The following is a 19,936-nucleotide window of genomic DNA, read 5'->3' on the forward strand; positions in this document are numbered from 1 at the left end:
CGGGGCGGGCTGGTGCGGGGGCGATTCGGGATCAGGCGCGGGTAGCCGGGGCGGCGGCGGGGCCGTTGGCGTCGTCACCGGCGGGGGTGCGGTTGGTGGTGGCGACGATGGAGGAGCATTTGGCGGCGATGCAGCGCCAGGTGCAGGCCACCACGGAGCAGAACCGGGTGTTGGCGTTGCGGTTGCGGCAGTTGGCGATGGGCTATCGCGGAATGGGCGGCGGCGGGATGGGCGGGTTGTCCTCGGTGCTGTCGGGGATGGGTTCGATCCCGTCGCTGGGTGGTGGCGGGGGCGGGTTGAGTGGTTTGAGTGGCCTGGCCGGGTTACCGACCTCGTTGATGGGCCGCGGCTTCGGCGGTGTGGGCGGCGCCGTCGGCTCGACCGGTGGTGTGGTCGGCCGTTCGGTGGGCGGTCAGCTGGGTCCGGGTGTGGCCTCGGAGAAGGGGCTGCAGCGCGATACTATTTTGGCGGCCCGCGCGGTGTCGGCGGCGTTCCCCGAGATCCGCACGATTGGCGGGGTCCGCCCGGATTCGCTGAAGTGGCATCCCAATGGCCAGGCGATCGACGTGATGATTCCCGATCCGACCTCGGCGCACGGCAAGGCGCTCGGTGATGCGGTGATGCGGTTCGCGATGGCGCACCGGGGCCAGTTCAACATCAATCACGTGATTTGGCAGCAGACGATCCACAACCCGGATGGGTCGTCGAGTCTGATGGAGAATCGGGGTTCGCCGACGCAGAACCATATGGACCATGTCCATATCGCGACCAACGGGGGCGGGTTCCCGCACGGCGGGGAGTCCTACCGGCTGTGAAACCGATCAAACACATTCTCGCGTCACGTATTCGGATGCTGATCCGATTCACCTCGCGTCCACCAGCAGACCCAGCGGCGGCCGCGCCGCGTTGGTCTGTACCGGGTGCTTGCCGGGCTTGTTTGGCGACCCTGGAACTTCGCCGACCTCGACGGCGCCGCTGGGGGGCGGGTCGGGTCGCGGCGGTGGCGAAGGCACCGACCCGGTGGACGCAACATTTGCGATCAGTTCCTTGAAAATCATTGGACACGAGGCGGTTTGACCAATGTCGGCGACGTTCGGAGAGACATTTCAACTGTTGTTCGACGGGACGATTAAACATTGGTGGCCGGTGTATTTGGCGGCGTCGTTGATGACCTTCATGCCCGTCGTGGTCGCGAGAATAGAGGAGATAGCGCGGTCACGCCCAGCCGTGCGCGTTGAAGAGCTGCTTCCGCTGATGTCGGCTAGCGAGGCGAGAGCCTTGGCGAACAGCCTTCTGACGGCCATGTCACCCGATGTCCCTCGGTTGGCGGTTGCTCCTGTGGATTTTGACGAGAATGGGTTGTGGCGTGAGATCGCCGAGAGGCCCCTGAGCGCGCTGATCTATACCGCTTCCCAACACCCGCGGCCGTTGGCTTGGCTTGAGCACACGGTGAGTCGACTCGGCGCCGGCGAACACGACGCCGGCTGGGCCGAGGCCGTCGAGGCTGTCGGGGCCGTAGATTCCGCGCTGTGCCAGTGGGTGAAGGGCGCCTCGGTTATGTGCCGCGGACAGCGCGACAGCGTTGCGCTCGTTATGCGTGAAGCGGTCTTGCTGTACGGGGCGGAGATGAAGCGGTGAAGCTCAACAGGATGTGGCAAGCACGGGTCTCGGCGACGTCGTCGGGCACTCGCCGGCTCTACCACATCGGTTGTCTCACCATATGCCAACTGCCAGAGGCGGATCGCGACAATCGCGGTGATCGTGCCCGCTGCACTGAGTGGACTGCACGAGCGAGCGGTCTTGGTGCACCTTATCTGGACCGCAAGGACGAGGGCAGAACACCGTCCCCTCGTTCGTCGACTTCCCTCGGGCATGGTGTTCTGGGGAATGTCACCCTTCGTCGATCCGATGTGATTGTTACAGCGGATGCAGTCCGGCTGCGAAGACTAGCCTCGGTGGGTGGGGGAGGTCTGTGAATGTGTCGGACATAATCGAAAGGCATTGCTGGGATGGCTGATTCGGCCGATGAAGCGACAGCGGCGGCTTCTGCGCGTGGCCGTGGGTTGGGGCTGTCGACACGCCTTCAGGTCTCGGGGCACATGTTCATGGCCCGGCGAGCGGTGTTGGCGATGACGCGCCGGCGGGTGCGGATGGAGACCGAGCCGGGCCGCCGGCAGTCGATGGCGGTGCTGGCCGGGGTGACTTTGACGGCGGTGCTGTGTCTGGGCGCGCTGTTTTGGTCGTTTGTGCGTCCGGCAAGTTCGGCGGGGACGTCGCGGATTCTGGCGGATCAGAATTCGGGTGCTTTGTATGTGCGCGTGGGCGAAAAGCTGTATCCAGCGTTGAATTTGGCGTCAGCGCGTCTGATCGCGGGGGAGCCGGCGACGCCGGATCGGGTGCGGCGCAGCGAAATCGATGCGCGTCCGCGCGGGGCGTTGGTAGGTATTCCGGGGGCACCGCAGGAGATGTCACCGGTGTCTCCGGCGCGTTCGTCGTGGCTGGTGTGCGATGAGATCACCAAGGCGTTCGGGGCGGGGGCGCCCGAGCCGGTGGCTGTGACGGTCATTGATGGGCAACCGGATCTGGGGGTACGCCGCCATGTGCTGGGGGCTGAGGAGGCGCTGGTGCGCCGCTTCGGCGATCAGGTGTGGCTGATCCGTGACGGTCGGCGGTCGTTGATTAACCGGGGCGCGCGGGCGGTGTTGTTGGCGCTGGGGGTGGGTGAGGATGCGCTGGCTGCGGCGCGGCCGATGAGCCGGGCGTTGTTGGATGCGGTGCCGGTGGGTCCGGAGTTGTCGGTGCCGGTGATTCCGGCTGCGGGTTCGGCGGCGCGGTTTGCTGATGCGCCGGGGCCGGTGGGTGCGGTGGTGGCGACTCCACAGGTGGGTGGGCAGACGGCGTATTCGGTGGTGCTGGCCGACGGTATTCAGCCGATCTCGCCGGTGGTGGCGCAGGTGTTGCAGAACGCGGGGGCTTCGGCGCCGGTGGTGGCTGGGACGGTGCTGGCGAAGTTACCGGTGGTCAAGTCGCTTGATTTGTCGGCGTTTCCGGTCTCTCCGGTGCATCTGGTGGACAGTGCGCTCAATTCGGTGGCGTGCTGGCAGTGGCAGCGTGTGGTGGGTGAGTCGGCGGCGAGCACGGCGCTGATTGCCGGGGCGAGTATCCCGGTCGCTGAGGCACATGTCGATCAGGTTGTGGAGTTGGTGAAGGGTCCGGAGTCGGCGGTGCAGGCCGATCGGGTGTTCTTCGGGCCGGGGTTCGCCAATTATGTGGTGTCGACGGGCAATTCGGTGTCGTCGGTGACGGCGGAGTCGCTGTGGTGGGTCTCGGAGTCGGGGGTGCGGTTCGGGATCCCGCGCGAAGATGACACGTTGCGGGCGTTGGGGTTGGACCCGAAAAGCTTTGGGCCCAGCCCCGCGCCGTGGCTGGTGTTGCGTCTGCTGGCTCAGGGCCCGGTGCTTTCCCGTGCGGATGCGTTGGTGCGCCACAACAGTTTGCCGGTGGATCTGAGTCCTGGACAGTTGGAGGTCCCGAAGTGAAGTATGCGTTCGCGCGTCAGAAGCCAGCCGAGCCGCCGTCGTTGCGGTCGGTGGAAGTTGAGTTGCCGACGCCGGTGAGAGTGCCTGTTCCGCAGGGTAAGCCGTTGTGGTCGGTGGCGTTGGTCATCGGGTTGATGGCGATGGTGGGCGGCATGGTGTGGATGAGTTTCGCCGGCGGGGCTCGCTCGTTTACCGGTGCGGGGTCGCTGTTTCCGATCATGATGGTCGGGGGTTTGTTCGCGATGTTGTTCAGCGGGCGGGGTTCTCAGGACATGTCGCGCGCGAAGTTGGATGCGCTGCGCGCCCGGTACTGCTTGACGATTGATGAGAAGCGCGACATGGTGGCGGCGGCCGCGGACCGTTTGGGGGAGCATTACCGCTGGTATCACCCGGCGCCGCAGACGCTGGAGTCGGCGTTGGGTGGGGTGCGGATGTGGGAGCGCACCGCCGATGGCGGCGCCGACAGCTGGTTTGGGGTCGTGCGGGTCGGGGTCGGGATGACCGACTTGCAGGAGTCGGCGGCCGCGGTGTTCAGAGAGCCTGAAGATATGCCCAGTGATATCGAGCTCGAGCCGGTCACCGGCAAGGTGTTGCAGGAGTTCGTGCGGTATCAGACCGTGGCCTACGGGGTTCCGGCGTTGGTGTCGCTGATGGTCGAGCCGGGCTATGAGTTGCGTGGTCCGCGAGAGCGGGTATTGGCGTTGATCCGGGCGGTCTTGTGCCAGTTGGTGTTTTGGCACGGCCCGGATCATCTGCGGCTGGTGGTGGTCACCGCTGATGTGCCCGAGTGGGATTGGGTGAAGTGGCTGCCGCATGTGGGGGATCCGGTGATCGAGGATGGCGCGGGGCCGGTGCGGATGGTGTACGGGTCGGTGACCGATTTTGTGGAGGCTCAGGCCGATGTGATGGGGTTGCGGGGCCGCGGGGAGTTTGTGAGCAGGCATAAGCTGATGAAGACCCCGATCGATCCGCTGCCGCACACGGTGATCGTGTGTGATGTCGAGGGTGGCTGGGAGGTGTTGGGCAACTCCGCGGGGGTCAGTGGGATAACGTTTTTCGATCTGCGCGGCTGCGGTGAGGTGCCGGCGTGCGCCGAGCCGGCGCGGGTGCTGCATGTGCGGGAGGACGCCGTGGTGACGGCGGTGCCGCGTGACCCGAAGACCTGGGATGCCTTGCCGGATGCGCGCCAGTTTTTTGCGGTGGCTGATCAGATGAGCCGCGATGAGGCTGAGGTGTTCGCTGAGCGGATGGCGCGCTGGCGCCTGGCTGAGGCTTATGAGTCGATCGAGGTGAATGCGGCGTCTCGGTTCATGGCGCGAGACATTTTGGCGCACTACGGGATTGATGATCCGGCCAATATTGATTTCGAGCGGTTGTGGGAGTCGCGCAGCGACATCAATAACTCGGCGCAACGGTTGAAGGTGCCGATCGGCAACCGCGCCGATAACAACGAGCTGCTGTTTCTCGATCTGAAACAGTCGGCTGAAGGTGGGATAGGCCCGCATGGGGTGATGGTGGGCACCACCGGTTCGGGCAAGACGACGATGCTGCGGGCGTTGATTGAGTCGCTGATGTTGGGCCATCCGCCGCAGAATCTTCAGTTTCTGCTCGCGGACCTCAAAGGCGGCGCTGGGGTTAAGCCATTCGCCGGTGTTCCGCATGTCGCGCAGATCATTACCGACCTGGAAGAGGACCAGAACCTGCTCGGCCGCTTCGTCGAAGCGCTGTGGGGGGAGATCGCGCGCCGAAAAGCGTTGTGCGACTTGGCTGAGGCCGACGACGCGAATATGTACAACATGAAGCGCGCCGATCAGTTGGCGCGCGGAGATGCTGATCCGCTGCCGCCGCTGCCGGTGCTGATGGTGGTGATCGATGAGTTCGCCGAGTTGTACCGGATCGCCGCAGATATCGACGAGGTGCTGATTCAGCTGTGCCGTCAGGGCCGCGCGTACTGGGTGCATCTGCTGATGGCCAGCCAGGAGCTCGGCAACCGCGCCGAGAAGCTGATCAACAATATGGGCTACAAGATACCGCTGGCGCTCAATTCGAAGAGCGATGCGGCGCTCGTCGGGGTGCCCAATGCGATACATCTGCCCAAGAATGGCCAGGCGTATTTGGCGGTGGGTGATTCGCTGGTGAGGTTTCAGGGGGAGTATCTGTGGCGCGAGTACCGCAAGCCGGGCACCGAGGATTTCACCACCGGTGAGGATGCTGTGCCGGCGGCGGTGAACTATTTCGCTCCGCAGCTGTTCGGCACCGATTTCACTCCCTTGCCGCTACCTGATGACTTCGACGAAGACCCGGCGCAGGACAGTGTCGAGGAGCCGGCGCGAGATGAGCACGAAGCCGAGGCGGCCGATAGTGCGCTGATGCGCCCGCAGGTGGGCCGGGTGATCATCGACGAGCTGCGCCGGGTCCGGTTTGAGCCCTACCGGCTGTGGCAGCCTCCCCTAGATGCGCCGTGGACCATCGAGCGGCTCGTCGATACGTTTCTGGGGCGCCGGTGGGACACCGAATATGCCGCACGCCCGAACCTGGTGTTCCCGATCGGGCTGGTGGACCGGCCATTCAAGCATGACCAGCACCCGCTGGTCGTCGACGTGTCAGGCCCGGGCGCCAACGTGGTGATCGTGGGCGCTCAAGGGTCGGGAAAAACCACAGCCCTGCAGGATCTGATCTGCGCGGCGGCGATGACCCACACTCCCGAGCAGGTGCAGTTCTACTGTTTGGCGTTCTCCTCGGCGGCGCTGGCGACGGTGGCGGGTCTGCCGCACGTCGGTGCGGTCGCGCAGGCCCTCGACGGCGACGGGGTGCGACGCACGGTTGCGGAGATGGCCGAGCTGCTGGCAAGCCGCAAACGCAGCTTCGAGCAAGCCGGGGTGATGTCGATGGAGGTGTTCCGGCGGCGCAAGTCTGGTCAGGAGGACGCAGAGGTCCCCGCTGATGGCTATGGCGATGTGTTTCTGGTCATCGACAACTACGGGGCTCTCAACCACGCCTATGAGGCACTGATGGACACGGTGGACCGGCTCATCCTCGAGGGCCCAACCTTCGGCATTCACGTGGTGGCCGCCGTGAACCGGCCCGCTGAGTTGCGAATCCACGTGCGCGGCGCGTTCGGGTCGCGGGTGTGGCTACGTCCCAACGAGATTCATGATGTCACGGACTTACCGAAGCCGCGGCTGGCTGCGGCCATCCCTGCGGATCGGCCGGGCCGCGGGATGATCGCGCAGAACTACGTGCAGTCTGGTTCGGAGCCAGGCGGTTTGCACACCCTGATGGCCCGGCCCGCGATGGCGGCCAGCGCGGCAGAGGATTTCGATTCACGCAGCGTGGCCGAGGTGGTGAGCCGGGTCGCGAGCGGGTTCACCGCGGCGCCCAGGGTGCGCCGCCTACCGACCCGGCTGTCGCCGGCATCGTTGCGTTCGCGGGCGCGCGGCGACGCGCGTTACCCCTCGTCGATCGTGTGGGCGCTCAGCGAGACCGAGTCCCCGGTGTTTTTCGAAACGGATAGCCATCTGGTGATCGCCGGGCAGGCCAAGTGTGGGCGCACGACGGTGTGCGCGACGGTCCTGTCCGAGATCGCCCGCCACTACTCCCTGGACGGAGCGGGCGAGGAGCGGGGCCGTCCGGCGGCGCAGGTATGGCTGGTCGATCCCCGCCGCCAGCTGCATGCGGTGCTGGGCCCTGCTGGGGTGTACCGCTTTGCCTCCACCGTGGACGGCGTGAAGAACAGGATGGCGGAGCTGGCCAGCGTGCTGGCCGCGCGGCTGCCCCAAGATGATCCCGACAGTGGCGGCCAGATCATGGCGCGCAGTTGGCAGGGGCCCGAGATCTTCCTGGTGATCGATGACGCTGAGCGCATACCAGCGGGCTTCGACTCGCCACTGGCGGTTATGGAGCCATTTGTGCAGGTCGGCAGCGATGTCGGCTTCCACATCATCTACACCCAAGCGTTCGGCTCCTTCAGCTCGGGGACCGGAGCTAATCCGATGTTGCGGGCGCTGCGGCAATCGTCTGCTTCGCTGCTGATCATGGATTCCGATCCCGACGCCGGCTTCGTGCAGCACAAATGGAGGGGCCACCCGATGATCCCGGGCCGCGGATTCCTGATGAATAGCGCCGAATCGGGCGAAGCGGGAATATACGTGCAGGTCGCGGACACTGAAGTCGTCAAAATTGATCCGCGGTGACCCAGACGTAGGGACGTCGGCACCGTTAGACTCAAGTCAATAGATTGGTACGTTCGTCGCGTTTTCGGGAGGGTGCATGTTTGTCACGGCGTTACCGGCGGGGCTGGAGTCCTCAGCCTCGGGACTGGCCTCGATCGGCTCAGCGGTGGCCGCGGGCAACGCGGCGGGGGCGGCCCCGACGCTCGGGGTGGTGCCCCCGGCGCCGGAGCCCACCTCGGTGCTGCTGGCGGCCGCGTTCGGTACCCACGCGGGGGTCTATCAGGTCACCCAGGCGATCGGCTCGGTGATCCATGAGATGTTCGTAACCACCATGGGCACCTCCGCGGCCACGTATGCGGCCTCTGAGGCCATCAACGCCGTGGCGATGGTCTAAGCGCTTTTCGCGCCGTAGCCACTGATGGTCGATTACGGGGGGCCGCCCGAGTACAACTCCGGGCGCATGTATGCCGGCGTCGGGTCGGGGCCGTTGATGGCCTCTGCGGCGGCCTGGCAGTCCCTGGCCGCCGAGCTGGGCTCGGCAGGCGGCGCGTTCCAGGCGGTGATCGAAGCGCTGACCAGCACGGCATGGCTGGGTCCGTCGTCGATCTCGATGGCCTTGGCCGCCGCCCCCTACGCGGTGTGGATGATGGCCACGGCCGGACAATGCGAGGCCGCGGCGGCGGCGGCTTCGGCGGCGGCAGGCGCGTTCGAAGCCGCTCGCGCCGGTGTCGTTCCCCCACCGGTGATCGCCCAGAACCGGGCGCAGCTGGCCACCCTGGTCGCCACCAACTTCATGGGCTTCAACACCCCGGCGATCGCGGCCAACGAAGCCCACTACGACCAGATGTGGGCCCAAGACAGCACAGTGTTGTACGGCTTCGCCGCCGACGCCGCCGGCGTCACCGGCACGCTGGTGCCGTTCACCCCGCCGCTGCCCAATTCCGACCCGGTCGGGCTGGCCGCCCAGAGCGCGGCGTTGGGCCAGTCCGCGGGCAACGCGGCGGGTCAGCAGTCGACGAACCTGCTCAGCAACGCGGGGTTGCCCGCGGGGCTGGACGGGCAGACGATGCTGTCGATGGGTCCGCAGCTGGTCAGCACCATCCCTCAAGTGCTGCAAGGGTTTGCCTCGCCGCTGAGCAGCGGGCTGTCGCCGGCCTCGGGTTTGGGCCAGTTCCAGTCGTTGCTGAGTCCGTTCATGTCGGTGCTGAGCAACCCCGGCATGCTCGGCGGCGCGACCGGTGCCGCGGGCGGTGTGGGCGGATCCGGCCTGGCGGGATTGGGCGGGGCCTCCTCGGTGGGGGCGCAAGTAGAAGCGATGGCCGGGCGGGCCGGATCGCTGGGTGGATTGTCGGTGCCGGCGACCTGGACGGCGGGCACCGCCGAATCGGTCGGTTCGGCCCGGGCGGTGACACCGGTGGCCGCGCCCGGCGGTGCGGCGGCGGCTTCGTCGGCTGTTCCGGCCTCTGCCCCCGCCGGCGGCATGTATGGCGGCGCCCCGATGGCGGCCGGGATGGGTGCGCGCGGCGGCGACGGCGCCGGCGGGCCGCGCTACGGATCGCCGATCAAGGTGCTTCGCCGCCGATAATTTGCGCTGGGCAAAAATTGCTGAAAATTGCTCACCGCCGCCGTTGCCGGAGGCCAAAACCGGCTCATAGAATTAGTGTCGCAGGGACTGCACTCTAATTTCACTGAGCAAATAAAAGGAGCACCAATTATGGCTTCGCGTTTTATGACCGACCCGCACGCGATGCGTGACATGGCGGGCCGATTCGAGACCCACGCCCAAACAGTGGAGGACGACGCCCGCAAAATGTTCGCGTCCTCCCAGAACATCTCGGGTGCGGGCTGGAGCGGTCAGGCGTCGGCGGCCTCGCTGGACACCATGGGCCAGATGAATCAGGCCTTCCGCAACATCGTGAACATGCTGCACGGAGTGCGCGACGGCCTGATTCGCGACGCCGCCAACTACGAACAGCAAGAGCAGGCCTCTCAGCAGATCCTGAGCAGCTAACCCCCACCCATCGCTTTATCGAGGTCAGGAGAAACTTCAACCATGTCGATCAACTACCAGTTCGGCGACGTCGACGCCCACGGCGCCACGGTCCGGGCCCAGGCCGCGGCGCTGGAGGCCGAGCATCAGGCCATCGTGCGCGATGTGCTGGCCGCCGGTGATTTCTGGGGAGGTGCTGGATCAACGGCCTGCCAGGAGTTCATCAACCAGCTCGGCCGCAATTTTCAAGTCATCTACGAGCAAGCCAACGCCCACGGCCAGAAGGTGCAGGCCGCAGGCCACAACATGAACAGCACCGACGGGCAGGTCGGCTCCTCGTGGATGTCGGCCTAGCCCGGTTACTGTCAGCAGCGCGGCGGCATCACAGGGTGCCGCCGCGCTGTCGTCACCATCTGAAGACGACGATTTGCCGATGAGCACCGAGAATTCGCCGACAGATATCACCGTCAACATCGATGGTCTGTGGTTCCTGCAAGCCTTACTGGGCATCGACCAGTTGGCCCCCGAGCTTCGCGGCCACCCGTGTGGCCAGCCCCGCTCGCTGGATTGGGTGGGCGCACATCCCGGTTTGGGCGTGCTGGTCGAGCAGGGCATCTGTGATGAGGCCGCGGTGGTGCGCGCCGATATCGCCGCGCGAATGCGCGTGCTGGCCCATCCCGACGTCGAGGTCATTGTGCTGATCTCACGCGGGCCGATGAACTGGGCGCCGACGGTGGTGATCGAGGACCCGTCGACGTGGCGGGCGATCCCTGAGGAGCAGCTGCGCATCGTGCTGTCCCGCCGCGGCGGGCGGTGGGCCTCGGCGGTGCGCGCCGGCGGGCACATCACCATCGACGACTGCGCCCCGGTGGACGAACACGCTTTGCCGCAATTGGTCATCGCCGCGATGGACTCGGTCCACCAGGTGGCGCCCGCGCGCATCAGCGCACTCAATGTGCCACTAGAGGAGATGACGGCGGCGGTCGCCGCCCAGGGCGAGGCGAGCAGCAGCGCCATCAGCAAGCACGCAGCGCTGCGGGCGGTGGGGCTGCGCGGCGCGGCCCTGGCCGAGCTGGAGCGCGCCCTCAACGAGCCTGCGGCGGAGGCGTGCGTCTACGCGCGGGCCTATGTGGATAGCGAAACTGTGGGCAGTGAGTCGGTACTGAATCTGCGCGACACCACCGCCGGCCGCGTCGCGCTCTACCGGCTCAATCCGGCCCAAGGCAGCCGCCAGGAGTGGATGGCGATCGCCCCGGGCGGCGCGACGCAGATCCGCCACGGCCTGATCACGGTGCTGGCCAGCGTTCCCGTGCGCTCCTGGCCCACCCACGAACGAATGGTCTAGCAATCGCTGCTGATTCCGACCTAGAGAATGGCAATCAGGGTCTCAGCAAACACCGTTATATTTCTCAAAAAATGTTGATCGGGCGTGGTTTGGCGAGAAGTCGGGCCTTAGGATCAGTAGCAGGAGCCCAACGACAAGGCAGGAAATGACGGACAATTCCGATTTCAGGTCACGCTATCTGCCGCCGCCCACTGGCGAGCGCCACGACCCCAGCCCGCCCGCCCCCGACCCCAGCGAGGACGCATCCATGCCCGACCCTGCGATACCCGAGCCGCAGGCAACTGCACCGCCACCGCCGCGTGACCCCCCGCCACCCAGCGACTACCCGCCGCCGGGACGGCCCCCGCTGTTCGCGCCGCCGCCGGTGACGCATCGGGCACCGCCGCCGACTCCCGTGCAGCAGGCCCCAGCACCGCCGCCGCCACCGGTGCAGGCCCCACCACCGCCCGGGCCCTCCCGGGCGCCGTCCTACGGCGGCGCCGGACACTCCTACCCGGGCTCCGATAATGGCCCGTGGGGCTCGGGTGGGGCGTGGAACCCCGCGACTGCGCCCCGGCACGACGGTGAGCCACCCGCCACACCCCCGGGCCCGGCGCCGGCGCCGATCCCACAGATGCCGCGCCTGGAGGAACGCCACGCGCCTGTGCCGCCTGCGCAGCAATGGTCACCGGCGATCGACCCCACAGAACGGTGGACGCCTCGAGCAGACCCGCAGGCATCAGGTGCATCGTTTCGCCCTATCGAAGCGAACGCGGTCGTCAAGCCTCGCCGCGAACCGGCCACGATGGGATGGCGCAAAACCGTGTACACGGCCACCGGGACGCTGGTGAATCTGGGCGCTGGGAAACACGAGAAGATGCTGCGGGACTGGACGACTCGGATCACCGCCAACATTCCCGGCAACTATCAGATCGCCGCGATATCGATGAAGGGCGGGGTGGGCAAGACCCGGCTGACCGCGGCGGTGGGCTCGGTGTTTGCCTTTCACCGCGGCGGCGGGGTGATCGCGATCGACGCCGATGACACCGCGGGCCGGTTGGGCGAGTTCATCGACCCCGAGATGAAGGTCGGGGTCCGCGAATTCCTGGCCGATGCCGACGCGCTCACGCACCCGAAAACCCGGCCCTACACCGGGCGCAACCGGGAACGCCTGGAAGTGCTGGCGAGCAATCAAAACGTCGCCACCGATTTCCCTTTCGACGAGCAGGCGTTCTTCGACACCATCAGCCGCACCCGCCGGATCTACCAGCTGGCCATGGTGGACTGCGCGGCCATGAAAGGCGACGTGTTCAAAGCGGCGTTGTCGTCCTCGGATGCGCTGATGATCATCGGGTCGTGCACCGTCGAAGGCGCGAAGATGATCGAAAGGACGCTGAACTGGTTGGCGGCCCGGCGCGGCCATGAGCTGCTCCACCGGTCAGTGATCGTGCTCAACGACGCCAACCGCAGCGCGACACCGAAACTTCTGACCTACGTCAACGAAACGTTCAGCAAGCGCGTCAAGGCGGTCCTGACAGTGCCCTGGGATCCGCACCTGCGCGATGCCCCCACCCTGGATTTCCCGGCACTGCGCAAAGACACCCAGGAAGCATTGATGCGACTGGCGGCCCAGTTAAGTGAGGGATTTGCCACCGCCGGAGCGCTGCACGAATGACCATGGAACGGGCGCGCGAAGCCACGCCGAGTACACCGGCGGCAGGACTGCCCGATCGGATTCTGGTGGCGGTCATCGCCGGAGCCACCAAGATCTCGGTAGTCCTCGATGCCGGCGCGCCGGTCTCGGTGCAGCTCTCGGCGCTGGTGGATCTGATCACCGCGCGCCTCGAGGAACTGGGACAACCCCCGCTGCGAGCGCAGTCGCGGGGCCGATGGACGTTATGCCGCATGGACGGCAGCGCACTGAAATCGGCCCTGTCACTGACTGAGCAGGACGTGGCCGACGGAGCGAGGTTGTGGCTGCGGCACGCCAGTGACTCCGAGGCGCGGATCGATGTCGTCGAGCACGTCACCTCCGCCGTGGCCCGCGAGCTGCAAACACGCTGGCCCGGGGTCACCGCTGAGTGGGCAGCGCGGGTGGGATCGGGCATCGTGGTCGCCGGTGTGCTGGTGGCTTCGGCACTGCTGGGCCGATGGCGGTACGGGCATCTGGACTGGGTGGCAGCGCCCTACAGCGCGGCGCTGGCGGCGGTGTTGATCATCGCGGCGGTGACCGTCTTGGTCCGCGAACACCCAAGCGCGCCGGCGCGCGCCGTAGGGGACACGCTGCTGTGGACGGGAATGGTCCCCGCGGCGATCGGCGCCGCTAGTGCGGCTCCGGGCCCGGTGGGGGCACCGCATGCCGCGTTAGGGTTGGCCGCGTCGGTAGCTGCCGCAGTGCTGGCGGTCCGCTTCACCGGCCGCCACGTCGCATTGGGCACCGCGGTCATCACGCTGGGGCTAGCCGGCGCGGTGGTCGCGGTGGTGCGGATGACACTGGTGACCTCAGCGCCGATCCTGCTCGGTGTGCTGCTGCTGGTGTCGATCGTGGGCATGCATCTGGCGCCCACGATCGCGCGGCTGGCCAGCGGGATCCGGCTACCGGTGTTTCCCTCGTCCACCGGCCGCTGGATTTTCGAAACCCGCCCAGATTTGCCGTCGACAAAAGTCGTGGCCAGCGGACATTTGGCCACCTTGGACGGCCCGGATTCGGTGCGCGATGTGACGGTGTCCGCCGATCGCGCGCGCGCGCATCTGAGCGGGCTGCTCGTGGCCACCGCAGCGCTGATCGTGGTGTGCTGTGTGGGGATGTGCGATCCGCACGCGCCGCGGCGCGTTCTGCCGCTGGTGGTGGCGGGCCTGGTCGCGGTCGCGGTGCTGCTGCGGGGCCGCTCCTTCACCGACCGGTGGCAGGCGACGATCCTGGCGCTGGCCGCTGTCGCCGTGGTGATCGGTGTGGCCGGGCGCTACGTGCTGGGTCTGTGGTCGTTGCCGGCACTGCTGATCGGGGTGTCGGTGATCGTGGCCGTGCCGGTCGCCGGTTTGATCGCCGCGGTGGTGGTGCCCCGGCGCTTCTACACCCCGCCGTTCCGCAAGGTGGTGGAGTGGATCGAGTACGTGTGTTTGACCGCGATCTTCCCGTTGGTGTTTTGGCTGATGGGTGTCCTGGCCGCGATCCGGTACCGGTAGCGGTGGAGGTGAGACCCTTGAGACGGGACACGATGATCGCCGCCGCGGCGGCCCTTGCGGTGGCGGGTGTGGCGGCGTTGTGGGTGGCCCCGCCGGCCTCAGCGGTCGCACCGCCCGAGATCGACCTGGGGGCGCTGCCCGGCGATGGGCCGCCGGGCCCGGATCAGCCGATGCGCCAGGGCACCTACTGCACCCGGGTCGGCACGTTGCCCGGCACCGACTACCGGGTCCAGCCGCATTTCCTGGACATGCTCGATGTGGCCGAGGCGTGGCGCTTCGGGCGCGGTGCCGGGGTGAAAGTGGCGGTCATCGACACCGGCGTCAGTCCGCATCCGCGGCTGACCAACCTGACCGGCGGCGGCGATTACGTCGAGGCCGGCGGAGATGGGCTGACCGACTGCGACGCGCACGGCACCATCGTGGCCTCGCTGATCGCCGCCCAACCCAACGACGGCAAAACCGCGCTGCCGCCGCCGCGCCAGCCTCGCCGCCCTGACACAGTCCCGACCACCGAAGCGCCGCCACCGCCGCCGCCGCCGCAAACGGTGACGGTGCAGCTGCCTCCGCCGCCGCCGCCGCCCGAAGGAGCCGCCTGGCGGCCGGCGCCCGCGACAGCACCGGCGATCGTGCCGACCGGGCTCGGCACCCGCACCATGCCGGGTGCCCCGGCACCACAGGCGCCCTCGCCAGCCGAGGACCCGCCGCCGACCCCGGTGCCGCCCGCCCCGCCGCCCCCACCGCCGCCGGCGGCGGCGGACGGTTTCTCCGGGCTAGCACCCGAGGTTGAGCTGATCTCGATCCGGCAGAGTTCCAGAGCTTTTAGCCCTAAGGATGCGTTCGCCGGCAATCAGGACCCGGCCACCCGGCGCAAGGCCGGGGATATCCGCACGATGGCGCGGGCCATCGTGCACGCAGCCAACCTGGGCGCCCAAGTCATCAACATCTCCGAGGTGTCCTGCATGCCGTCGACCAACATCATCGACCAGCGCGATCTGGGTGCGGCGATCCGGTATGCGGCCGTGGAGCGTAACGCGGTGATCGTGGCCGCCGCCGGCAACGTCGGGGAGGAGGGCGGCAACGACTGCAAACAGAATCCGATCTATAACCCGTTGACTCCCAACGATCCTCGCGACTGGGCGCAGGTCTCCACCGTGGTGGCCCCGGCGTGGTTCTCCGATTACGTGCTGACGGTGGGAGCGGTGGATTCCAGCGGCGCGCCGGTGCAATCCAGTGTGGCCGGGCCGTGGGTGTCGATCGCCGCGCCGGGCACCGACATCGAGAGCCTGTCGGCGCGCGACGACGGCCTGATGAACGCGCTGGAAGGCCGCAACAATTCGCTGGTGCCCCAGGCCGGCACGTCGTTCTCGGCGGCCATCGTCTCCGGTGTGGCCGCCCTGGTGCGCGCGAAATACCCGCAGCTGACCGCTCATCAGGTGATCAACCGACTGCTGGCCACCGCGCGGGCACCGGCGCGCGGGGTGGACAACCAGATCGGCCACGGCATCGTGGACCCGGTGGCAGCGCTGACGTTCGACATTCCGGCGGGCGAACCTGTTGGCCCGCAACGCTTGTCGGCGCCGCTGGTGCTGCCGCCGCCGAAGGTGGGCCGCGATTTGACCCCGGTGTGGGTGGCCGCTGGCGGGGTGACCGGGATTGCGATGCTGTGTTCGGTGATCCTCGGTTCGGCGGCCCTGATCCGCAAAGGGCCGCGGTCATGACCCCCACGTTCCCTCTGGGGCTGGCGCTGGGGTGGGCGCGGCTGGTGTGTGTGTTCGTCGTCGACGTGGCCCTGTTGGGCGCTGGTGTGGCCCTGGCGGGCAGGCCCGGCTGGTGGACAGCCCTGGCGGTCGCAGTGCTGGCCAGTGTGGCGGCGCTGCTGTGCTGGCGTGGAGCTCCGCTGCTGACCCTGGCGTGGCGAGCGCTGCGGGCGCACCGGACCCACCAGGGCGCCCCGGCGGGGCAGCTCGACGATCACGAACGCGCTTTCGGTGCCGGTCCGGTCGGAATCCGCGCGGTGGGAACGCATCTGGTCGCCGTGATCGCTGTTGACGGCCAGCCGCACAGCCCCTCGGTGCTGGATTATCCGCGCGCGGTGTCGATGACGTCGCTGCCGCTGACAACACTGGCCGGCGCACTGCGCCAATTCGATGTCACCCTGGCCGGCATCGATGTCCTCAGCGCGGGATCGCGGCGCGCGGGCAAAACGCACCACCCGTACGCGGAGGTGTACTCCGGCATGGTGGGAGATCATCCCGCGGTCGGGCAACGCCGGACCTGGCTGGTGATACGCCTGGACGCCACGGCAAGCGCCCGCGCGATCGTGTGGAGGGAGTCGGTGGCCGCTACCCTGGCGGCCGCCGCGGAGTGGGTGGCCCACGAGCTGAACCGTCTGCGCCTCGGCGCGCGGGTGCTCGATGCCGCCCAGATCCGGGCCGCCGATGAGGCGCTGCTGGCCGGGACCGATCCGGGGGCGATGCAGCGCGGCTGGGCACGGTTACGTCACGCCGGCGGCTACGTGCAGACCTACTGGATGTCACCGGCCGACATCACCACCGCCAACATCGACCGGCTGTGGGCTCCCGACACCGAGGCGACGGTCGTCAGCATCCAGCTGCGACCTGGCCCAGATGGCGCCACCACCGTGGGTGTGGCGGTGCGCTACCACACCGGCTACCCGTTGGCCGAGGCGCCGCTGACGGGGCTGAACCCGTGGACGGGACGCCACGACGTCGCGATGCGCACCAGCCTGATCCACGCCGAGACGCCGGCCGCTGTGCCCGCGCGCGACATCGTCGACGACGAGGAGCTGCGGGCACCGATCGGCGCCACCGGCATCATCATCGGCGCCACGGCCACCGGGCACCCGCTCCTGGTCGACCTGGGCGCCCCGACCGGGACGGCCGATGTGACGGTCGCCGGCGAGCTGGCGTTGACGGTCGCGATCGCGCGCCGCGCGGCCGCCGCCGGATACCAGGTGCTGGTGCGCACCGACCGCCCGCAACAATGGCGAGAAGTCCTCGCCGCTGGCCTGCAGGTCATCGAGGCCGCCGCACTGGCCGCCCACCCCTCGCTGCCAGGGCAGCGGGTCATGGTGATCTTCGATGACACCGAGGGCCCGACGCCCTCCTGCGCAGTGGTCACCGTGCGCACCGTGTCTGCGGAGTCGGCCAGCAGCGCCGATGTCCATCTGGAGCAGGACGGGCCTGATCACGCGGTGCTGCGGACCTGGGCAATTTCTGACCGGCTCCGCGTCGACGTCACCGAAGAACGCCGCCAGGTCACCGTGAAACCCCGGCGCGCGGCCTAATCTAAAGGCCACCATGACAACGACGGAGTCTGCGGCGCGCACCGCGTTTCGCCGTGGGCTGTTGGCCTCCGGTATCGCTGTCGGCGGGCTGGTGCCCAGCCATAACGCGACGGTGGCCGCTGAGATGTTCCGGTCAGCAACCCAGGCTGACCCCGGCGTTTGTGACGGCTGGCTGGGGCGACTGCTGGCCGGTGAGGACAGCCTCGACGTGCTGGCCGGGGCATGGGCGGCCGCGGAAACCTTCGGCTGGGAAGTGCGCCGTCTCGGAGTGCTCGGGGCCGATTTCCGGCCCACGGTGTTCGATGGGCTTTTCTTGGCGCTGCCGGTGTCTTCGGTGTTCTCGCTGCGCTGCGCCTACGCCGCCGCGCTGATCGGTGCCCAGCACTACAGCCAGGCCGATGAGCTGCTCAGCGCGGCGCGGGTACCCGCTGATCCGTTCGAGGCGGACACCCACAGCTATGTGGCGGGGTTGCTGCACTTTCGCACCCAACGCTGGACCGATGTGCTGCGCCTGTTTCCGGTCGAAAAGCAGTGGATGCTCCCGGCATACGAGTGCGCGGCGACCGCGATGGCCACCACCGCGCTGGCCTCGTTGGGGGTGTTCGAGGACGCCTTTCGCCGCGGACAAAAGGTCGCCGCCGCTGCCGAGGACCGGGTGCCCGCCGCGGCCACGGTGGTGCTCTACACCCAGGCGATGTGCCTGCGTCATCTGGGCCGCGAGGACGAAGCCTCACAGCTGCTGCGCCGGGTGTATTCGCGGGACCCGAAGTTCGCGCCCGCCCGCGAGGCGATGGACGACCCTACCCGGCGGCTGGTGCTGACCGACCCCGAAACCATTGAGGCACGCACCGATCCGTGGGATCCCGTCAGCGCCCCGAACCGGGTGGACGCCGAGATCGCCCGCGACGCCGAGAAAGCCTCCCAGTATCTGCTCGAGGGCCAGGGCGAACTGGACGCGATGCTGGGCATGGCCCAGGCCAAGCGGGAGATCAAACGGATCCGCTCGACGACGAAGGTGAACCTGGCCCGGGCCAAGGTGGGGTTGCGGGTGCCGGTGACCTCGCGGCACACGCTGCTGCTCGGCCCGCCCGGCACCGGAAAGACCTCGGTGGCACGGTCATTCACCAAACAGCTGTGCGGTTTGAAGGTGCTGCGTAAACCGCTGGTGGTGGAGACCAGCCGCGCCAAACTGCTGGGCCGCTTCATGGCCGATGCCGAGAAGAACACCGAGGAGATGCTGGAGGCAGCCCTGGGAGGGGCGGTGTTCTTCGACGAGATGCACACCTTGCACGAACGCGGCTACTCCACCGGCGACCCGTACGGCAACGCGATCATCAACACACTGCTGCTCTACATGGAGAATCACCGCGACGAGCTGGTGGTGTTCGGCGCCGGATACGCCAAGGCCACCCAACGCATGCTGGAGGTCAATCAGGGTCTGCGGCGGCGGTTTTCGACGGTGATCGAGTTCCACAGCTACACCCCGCCCGAGTTGGTCGAACTGACCAAACTGATGGTCGCCGAGGACGACGACACCACTACCGACGCGGCCGTCGAGGTCCTGCGCGGCGACTTCGAACGGTTCTACACCGACGAAAAGCTCACCGAGGACGGTGATCTCATCCGCGGCATCGACGTACTCGGTAATGCCGGATTCGTGCGCAACCTCGTGGAAAAGGCGCGCGATCACCGCAACGACCGCCTGGACAACGCCGAACTCGATGAGCTGCTGGCCGCCGAGGACCTCGACGTCACCGACGAGCAGCTGCAACGGTTACGCGAGTTGACCGCGCAGGACCTGGCCGAAGGTCTACATGCTGCGGTGTCGGAGAAAAGAAGCGAATAGCCAACACCTTTCGGACAAGCCGGAGGAACTGGCTATTCGAACGCAGTGATGAGTTGGCGTATCTGCTGGGCGTATTCTTCTTCGGCCCGCTCGATGGAGGATTCGACGCGCTGTAACCGATCCTGGTAGAGGCGGGCTTGCTCGGCGCGGGTGATCTTCTCGGCGTCGAGCTGTATGCGGGCCGCCGCGTCGCAGTTATCCGTGGCTGCATAGACTTTGGCGTCGCTCACCGTCGTGAAGTCTGAGCTGTCGACGGCGTAGCCCTCTGATTCGATGCGGTCGATCAGCCGTATCTGCGGTTGGCGGCGCTGATAAATATCGGCGCCACCCTGTTTGAGGATCTCGTCCAGCTTGTCAAACACACTCTGCACCAATCTCATTGCCGCAATTGCCTGATCTCCGTATTCCATGATTCCGGTGCGGGTGATCGGGGCGTCGGCCGGCACCTTGTCAGTCACCGTCGCGATCACCGCGGCCAGCTCGTCAAGGACCTCGCAGGCCGCCACACCCATCGCCCGGTGACCCAGAGTGGATTCAATTTCGGTGCGCTGGCGGCGAAGAAGGTCGACCGC

Annotated in this window: 16 protein-coding genes; 14 read left to right on the forward strand and 2 right to left on the reverse strand. The window is 67.4% G+C overall.

Annotated features, from left to right (window positions below; all coding sequences use genetic code 11):
- The coding region (locus AC5Y4D_RS26235; protein WP_500038642.1) for a VldE C-terminal domain-containing protein at positions 1-815 on the forward strand (815 nt) is incomplete at its 5' end.
- 48 nt (positions 816-863) lie between these two features.
- On the opposite strand, the gene AC5Y4D_RS26240 is transcribed toward AC5Y4D_RS26235, so the two are convergent.
- Complete coding sequence (locus AC5Y4D_RS26240; protein WP_500038643.1) at positions 864-1,058, reverse strand: hypothetical protein; 195 nt, start codon at positions 1,056-1,058, stop codon at positions 864-866.
- A gap of 22 nt (positions 1,059-1,080) precedes the next feature.
- Here AC5Y4D_RS26240 and AC5Y4D_RS26245 point away from each other — a divergent pair, with 22 nt between their 5' ends.
- The 13 genes from AC5Y4D_RS26245 (at position 1,081) to eccA (ending at position 19,364) form a co-directional block, all read left to right on the forward strand.
- The gene (locus AC5Y4D_RS26245) at positions 1,081-1,638 is read left to right on the forward strand and encodes a hypothetical protein (RefSeq protein ID WP_500038644.1); all 558 of its coding nucleotides are present in this window, start codon (positions 1,081-1,083) and stop codon (positions 1,636-1,638) included.
- 371 nt (positions 1,639-2,009) lie between these two features.
- A complete protein-coding gene (gene eccB, locus AC5Y4D_RS26250) occupies positions 2,010-3,539 on the forward strand; it encodes a type VII secretion protein EccB (RefSeq protein ID WP_500038645.1) in 1,530 nt (509 codons plus the stop codon).
- The gene (eccCa, locus tag AC5Y4D_RS26255; protein WP_500038646.1) at positions 3,536-7,732 is read left to right on the forward strand and encodes a type VII secretion protein EccCa; all 4,197 of its coding nucleotides are present in this window, start codon (positions 3,536-3,538) and stop codon (positions 7,730-7,732) included. The genes eccB and eccCa overlap by 4 nt, the downstream gene beginning before the upstream one ends.
- 76 nt (positions 7,733-7,808) lie before the next feature.
- A complete protein-coding gene (locus AC5Y4D_RS26260) occupies positions 7,809-8,105 on the forward strand; it encodes a PE family protein (protein WP_500038647.1) in 297 nt (98 codons plus the stop codon).
- A gap of 24 nt (positions 8,106-8,129) precedes the next feature.
- Positions 8,130-9,296: a PPE family protein gene (locus AC5Y4D_RS26265; RefSeq protein ID WP_500038648.1), complete on the forward strand. Its 1,167-nt coding sequence runs from the start codon at positions 8,130-8,132 to the stop codon at positions 9,294-9,296.
- 129 nt (positions 9,297-9,425) lie between these two features.
- Positions 9,426-9,722 carry a WXG100 family type VII secretion target gene (locus AC5Y4D_RS26270; RefSeq protein ID WP_500038649.1) on the forward strand — a complete coding sequence of 99 codons (297 nt, stop codon included), beginning with the start codon at positions 9,426-9,428 and terminating at the stop codon, positions 9,720-9,722.
- A gap of 42 nt (positions 9,723-9,764) precedes the next feature.
- Positions 9,765-10,055, forward strand: coding sequence for a WXG100 family type VII secretion target (locus AC5Y4D_RS26275; RefSeq protein ID WP_084954041.1), 291 nt, complete (start codon positions 9,765-9,767; stop codon positions 10,053-10,055).
- Between the two features lie 79 nt (positions 10,056-10,134).
- A complete protein-coding gene (locus tag AC5Y4D_RS26280) occupies positions 10,135-11,046 on the forward strand; it encodes an ESX secretion-associated protein EspG (RefSeq protein WP_500038650.1) in 912 nt (303 codons plus the stop codon).
- Positions 11,047-11,191: 145 nt separating this feature from the next.
- The gene (locus AC5Y4D_RS26285; protein WP_500038651.1) at positions 11,192-12,700 is read left to right on the forward strand and encodes a MinD/ParA family ATP-binding protein; all 1,509 of its coding nucleotides are present in this window, start codon (positions 11,192-11,194) and stop codon (positions 12,698-12,700) included.
- Positions 12,697-14,211, forward strand: coding sequence for a type VII secretion integral membrane protein EccD (eccD, locus tag AC5Y4D_RS26290; protein ID WP_500038652.1), 1,515 nt, complete (start codon positions 12,697-12,699; stop codon positions 14,209-14,211). Before AC5Y4D_RS26285 ends, eccD begins: the two co-directional genes overlap by 4 nt.
- A gap of 32 nt (positions 14,212-14,243) precedes the next feature.
- Positions 14,244-15,929, forward strand: coding sequence for a type VII secretion-associated serine protease mycosin (gene mycP, locus AC5Y4D_RS26295; protein WP_500038656.1), 1,686 nt, complete (start codon positions 14,244-14,246; stop codon positions 15,927-15,929).
- Entirely contained in the window at positions 15,926-17,518 is a 1,593-nt protein-coding gene (gene eccE, locus AC5Y4D_RS26300) for a type VII secretion protein EccE (protein ID WP_500038653.1), read from the forward strand. Before mycP ends, eccE begins: the two co-directional genes overlap by 4 nt.
- A 13-nt stretch (positions 17,519-17,531) precedes the next feature.
- Complete coding sequence (gene eccA / locus AC5Y4D_RS26305; protein ID WP_500038654.1) at positions 17,532-19,364, forward strand: type VII secretion AAA-ATPase EccA; 1,833 nt, start codon at positions 17,532-17,534, stop codon at positions 19,362-19,364.
- A 32-nt stretch (positions 19,365-19,396) separates the two neighbouring features.
- Here the strand turns inward: eccA and AC5Y4D_RS26310 are convergent.
- A partial coding sequence (locus AC5Y4D_RS26310; protein ID WP_500038655.1) for a hypothetical protein occupies positions 19,397-19,936 on the reverse strand: 540 nt, incomplete at its 5' end.

The sequence above is a fragment of the Mycobacterium sp. NGS67 genome, assembly GCF_059812185.1.

Bases quoted from the DNA above. Each gene is read 5' to 3' on its own strand.
- eccA (WP_500038654.1), top strand. From the start codon at position 17,532: ATGACAACGACGGAGTCTGCGGCGCGCACCGCGTTTCGCCGTGGGCTG.
- AC5Y4D_RS26265 (WP_500038648.1), top strand. From the start codon at position 8,130: ATGGTCGATTACGGGGGGCCGCCCGAGTACAACTCCGGGCGCATGTAT.
- eccD (WP_500038652.1), top strand. From the start codon at position 12,697: ATGACCATGGAACGGGCGCGCGAAGCCACGCCGAGTACACCGGCGGCA.
- AC5Y4D_RS26240 (WP_500038643.1), bottom strand. From the start codon at position 1,058: ATGATTTTCAAGGAACTGATCGCAAATGTTGCGTCCACCGGGTCGGTG.
- eccE (WP_500038653.1), top strand. From the start codon at position 15,926: ATGACCCCCACGTTCCCTCTGGGGCTGGCGCTGGGGTGGGCGCGGCTG.
- AC5Y4D_RS26280 (WP_500038650.1), top strand. From the start codon at position 10,135: ATGAGCACCGAGAATTCGCCGACAGATATCACCGTCAACATCGATGGT.
- AC5Y4D_RS26285 (WP_500038651.1), top strand. From the start codon at position 11,192: ATGACGGACAATTCCGATTTCAGGTCACGCTATCTGCCGCCGCCCACT.
- AC5Y4D_RS26270 (WP_500038649.1), top strand. From the start codon at position 9,426: ATGGCTTCGCGTTTTATGACCGACCCGCACGCGATGCGTGACATGGCG.
- AC5Y4D_RS26260 (WP_500038647.1), top strand. From the start codon at position 7,809: ATGTTTGTCACGGCGTTACCGGCGGGGCTGGAGTCCTCAGCCTCGGGA.
- AC5Y4D_RS26275 (WP_084954041.1), top strand. From the start codon at position 9,765: ATGTCGATCAACTACCAGTTCGGCGACGTCGACGCCCACGGCGCCACG.
- eccB (WP_500038645.1), top strand. From the start codon at position 2,010: ATGGCTGATTCGGCCGATGAAGCGACAGCGGCGGCTTCTGCGCGTGGC.
- mycP (WP_500038656.1), top strand. From the start codon at position 14,244: ATGATCGCCGCCGCGGCGGCCCTTGCGGTGGCGGGTGTGGCGGCGTTG.
- AC5Y4D_RS26245 (WP_500038644.1), top strand. From the start codon at position 1,081: ATGTCGGCGACGTTCGGAGAGACATTTCAACTGTTGTTCGACGGGACG.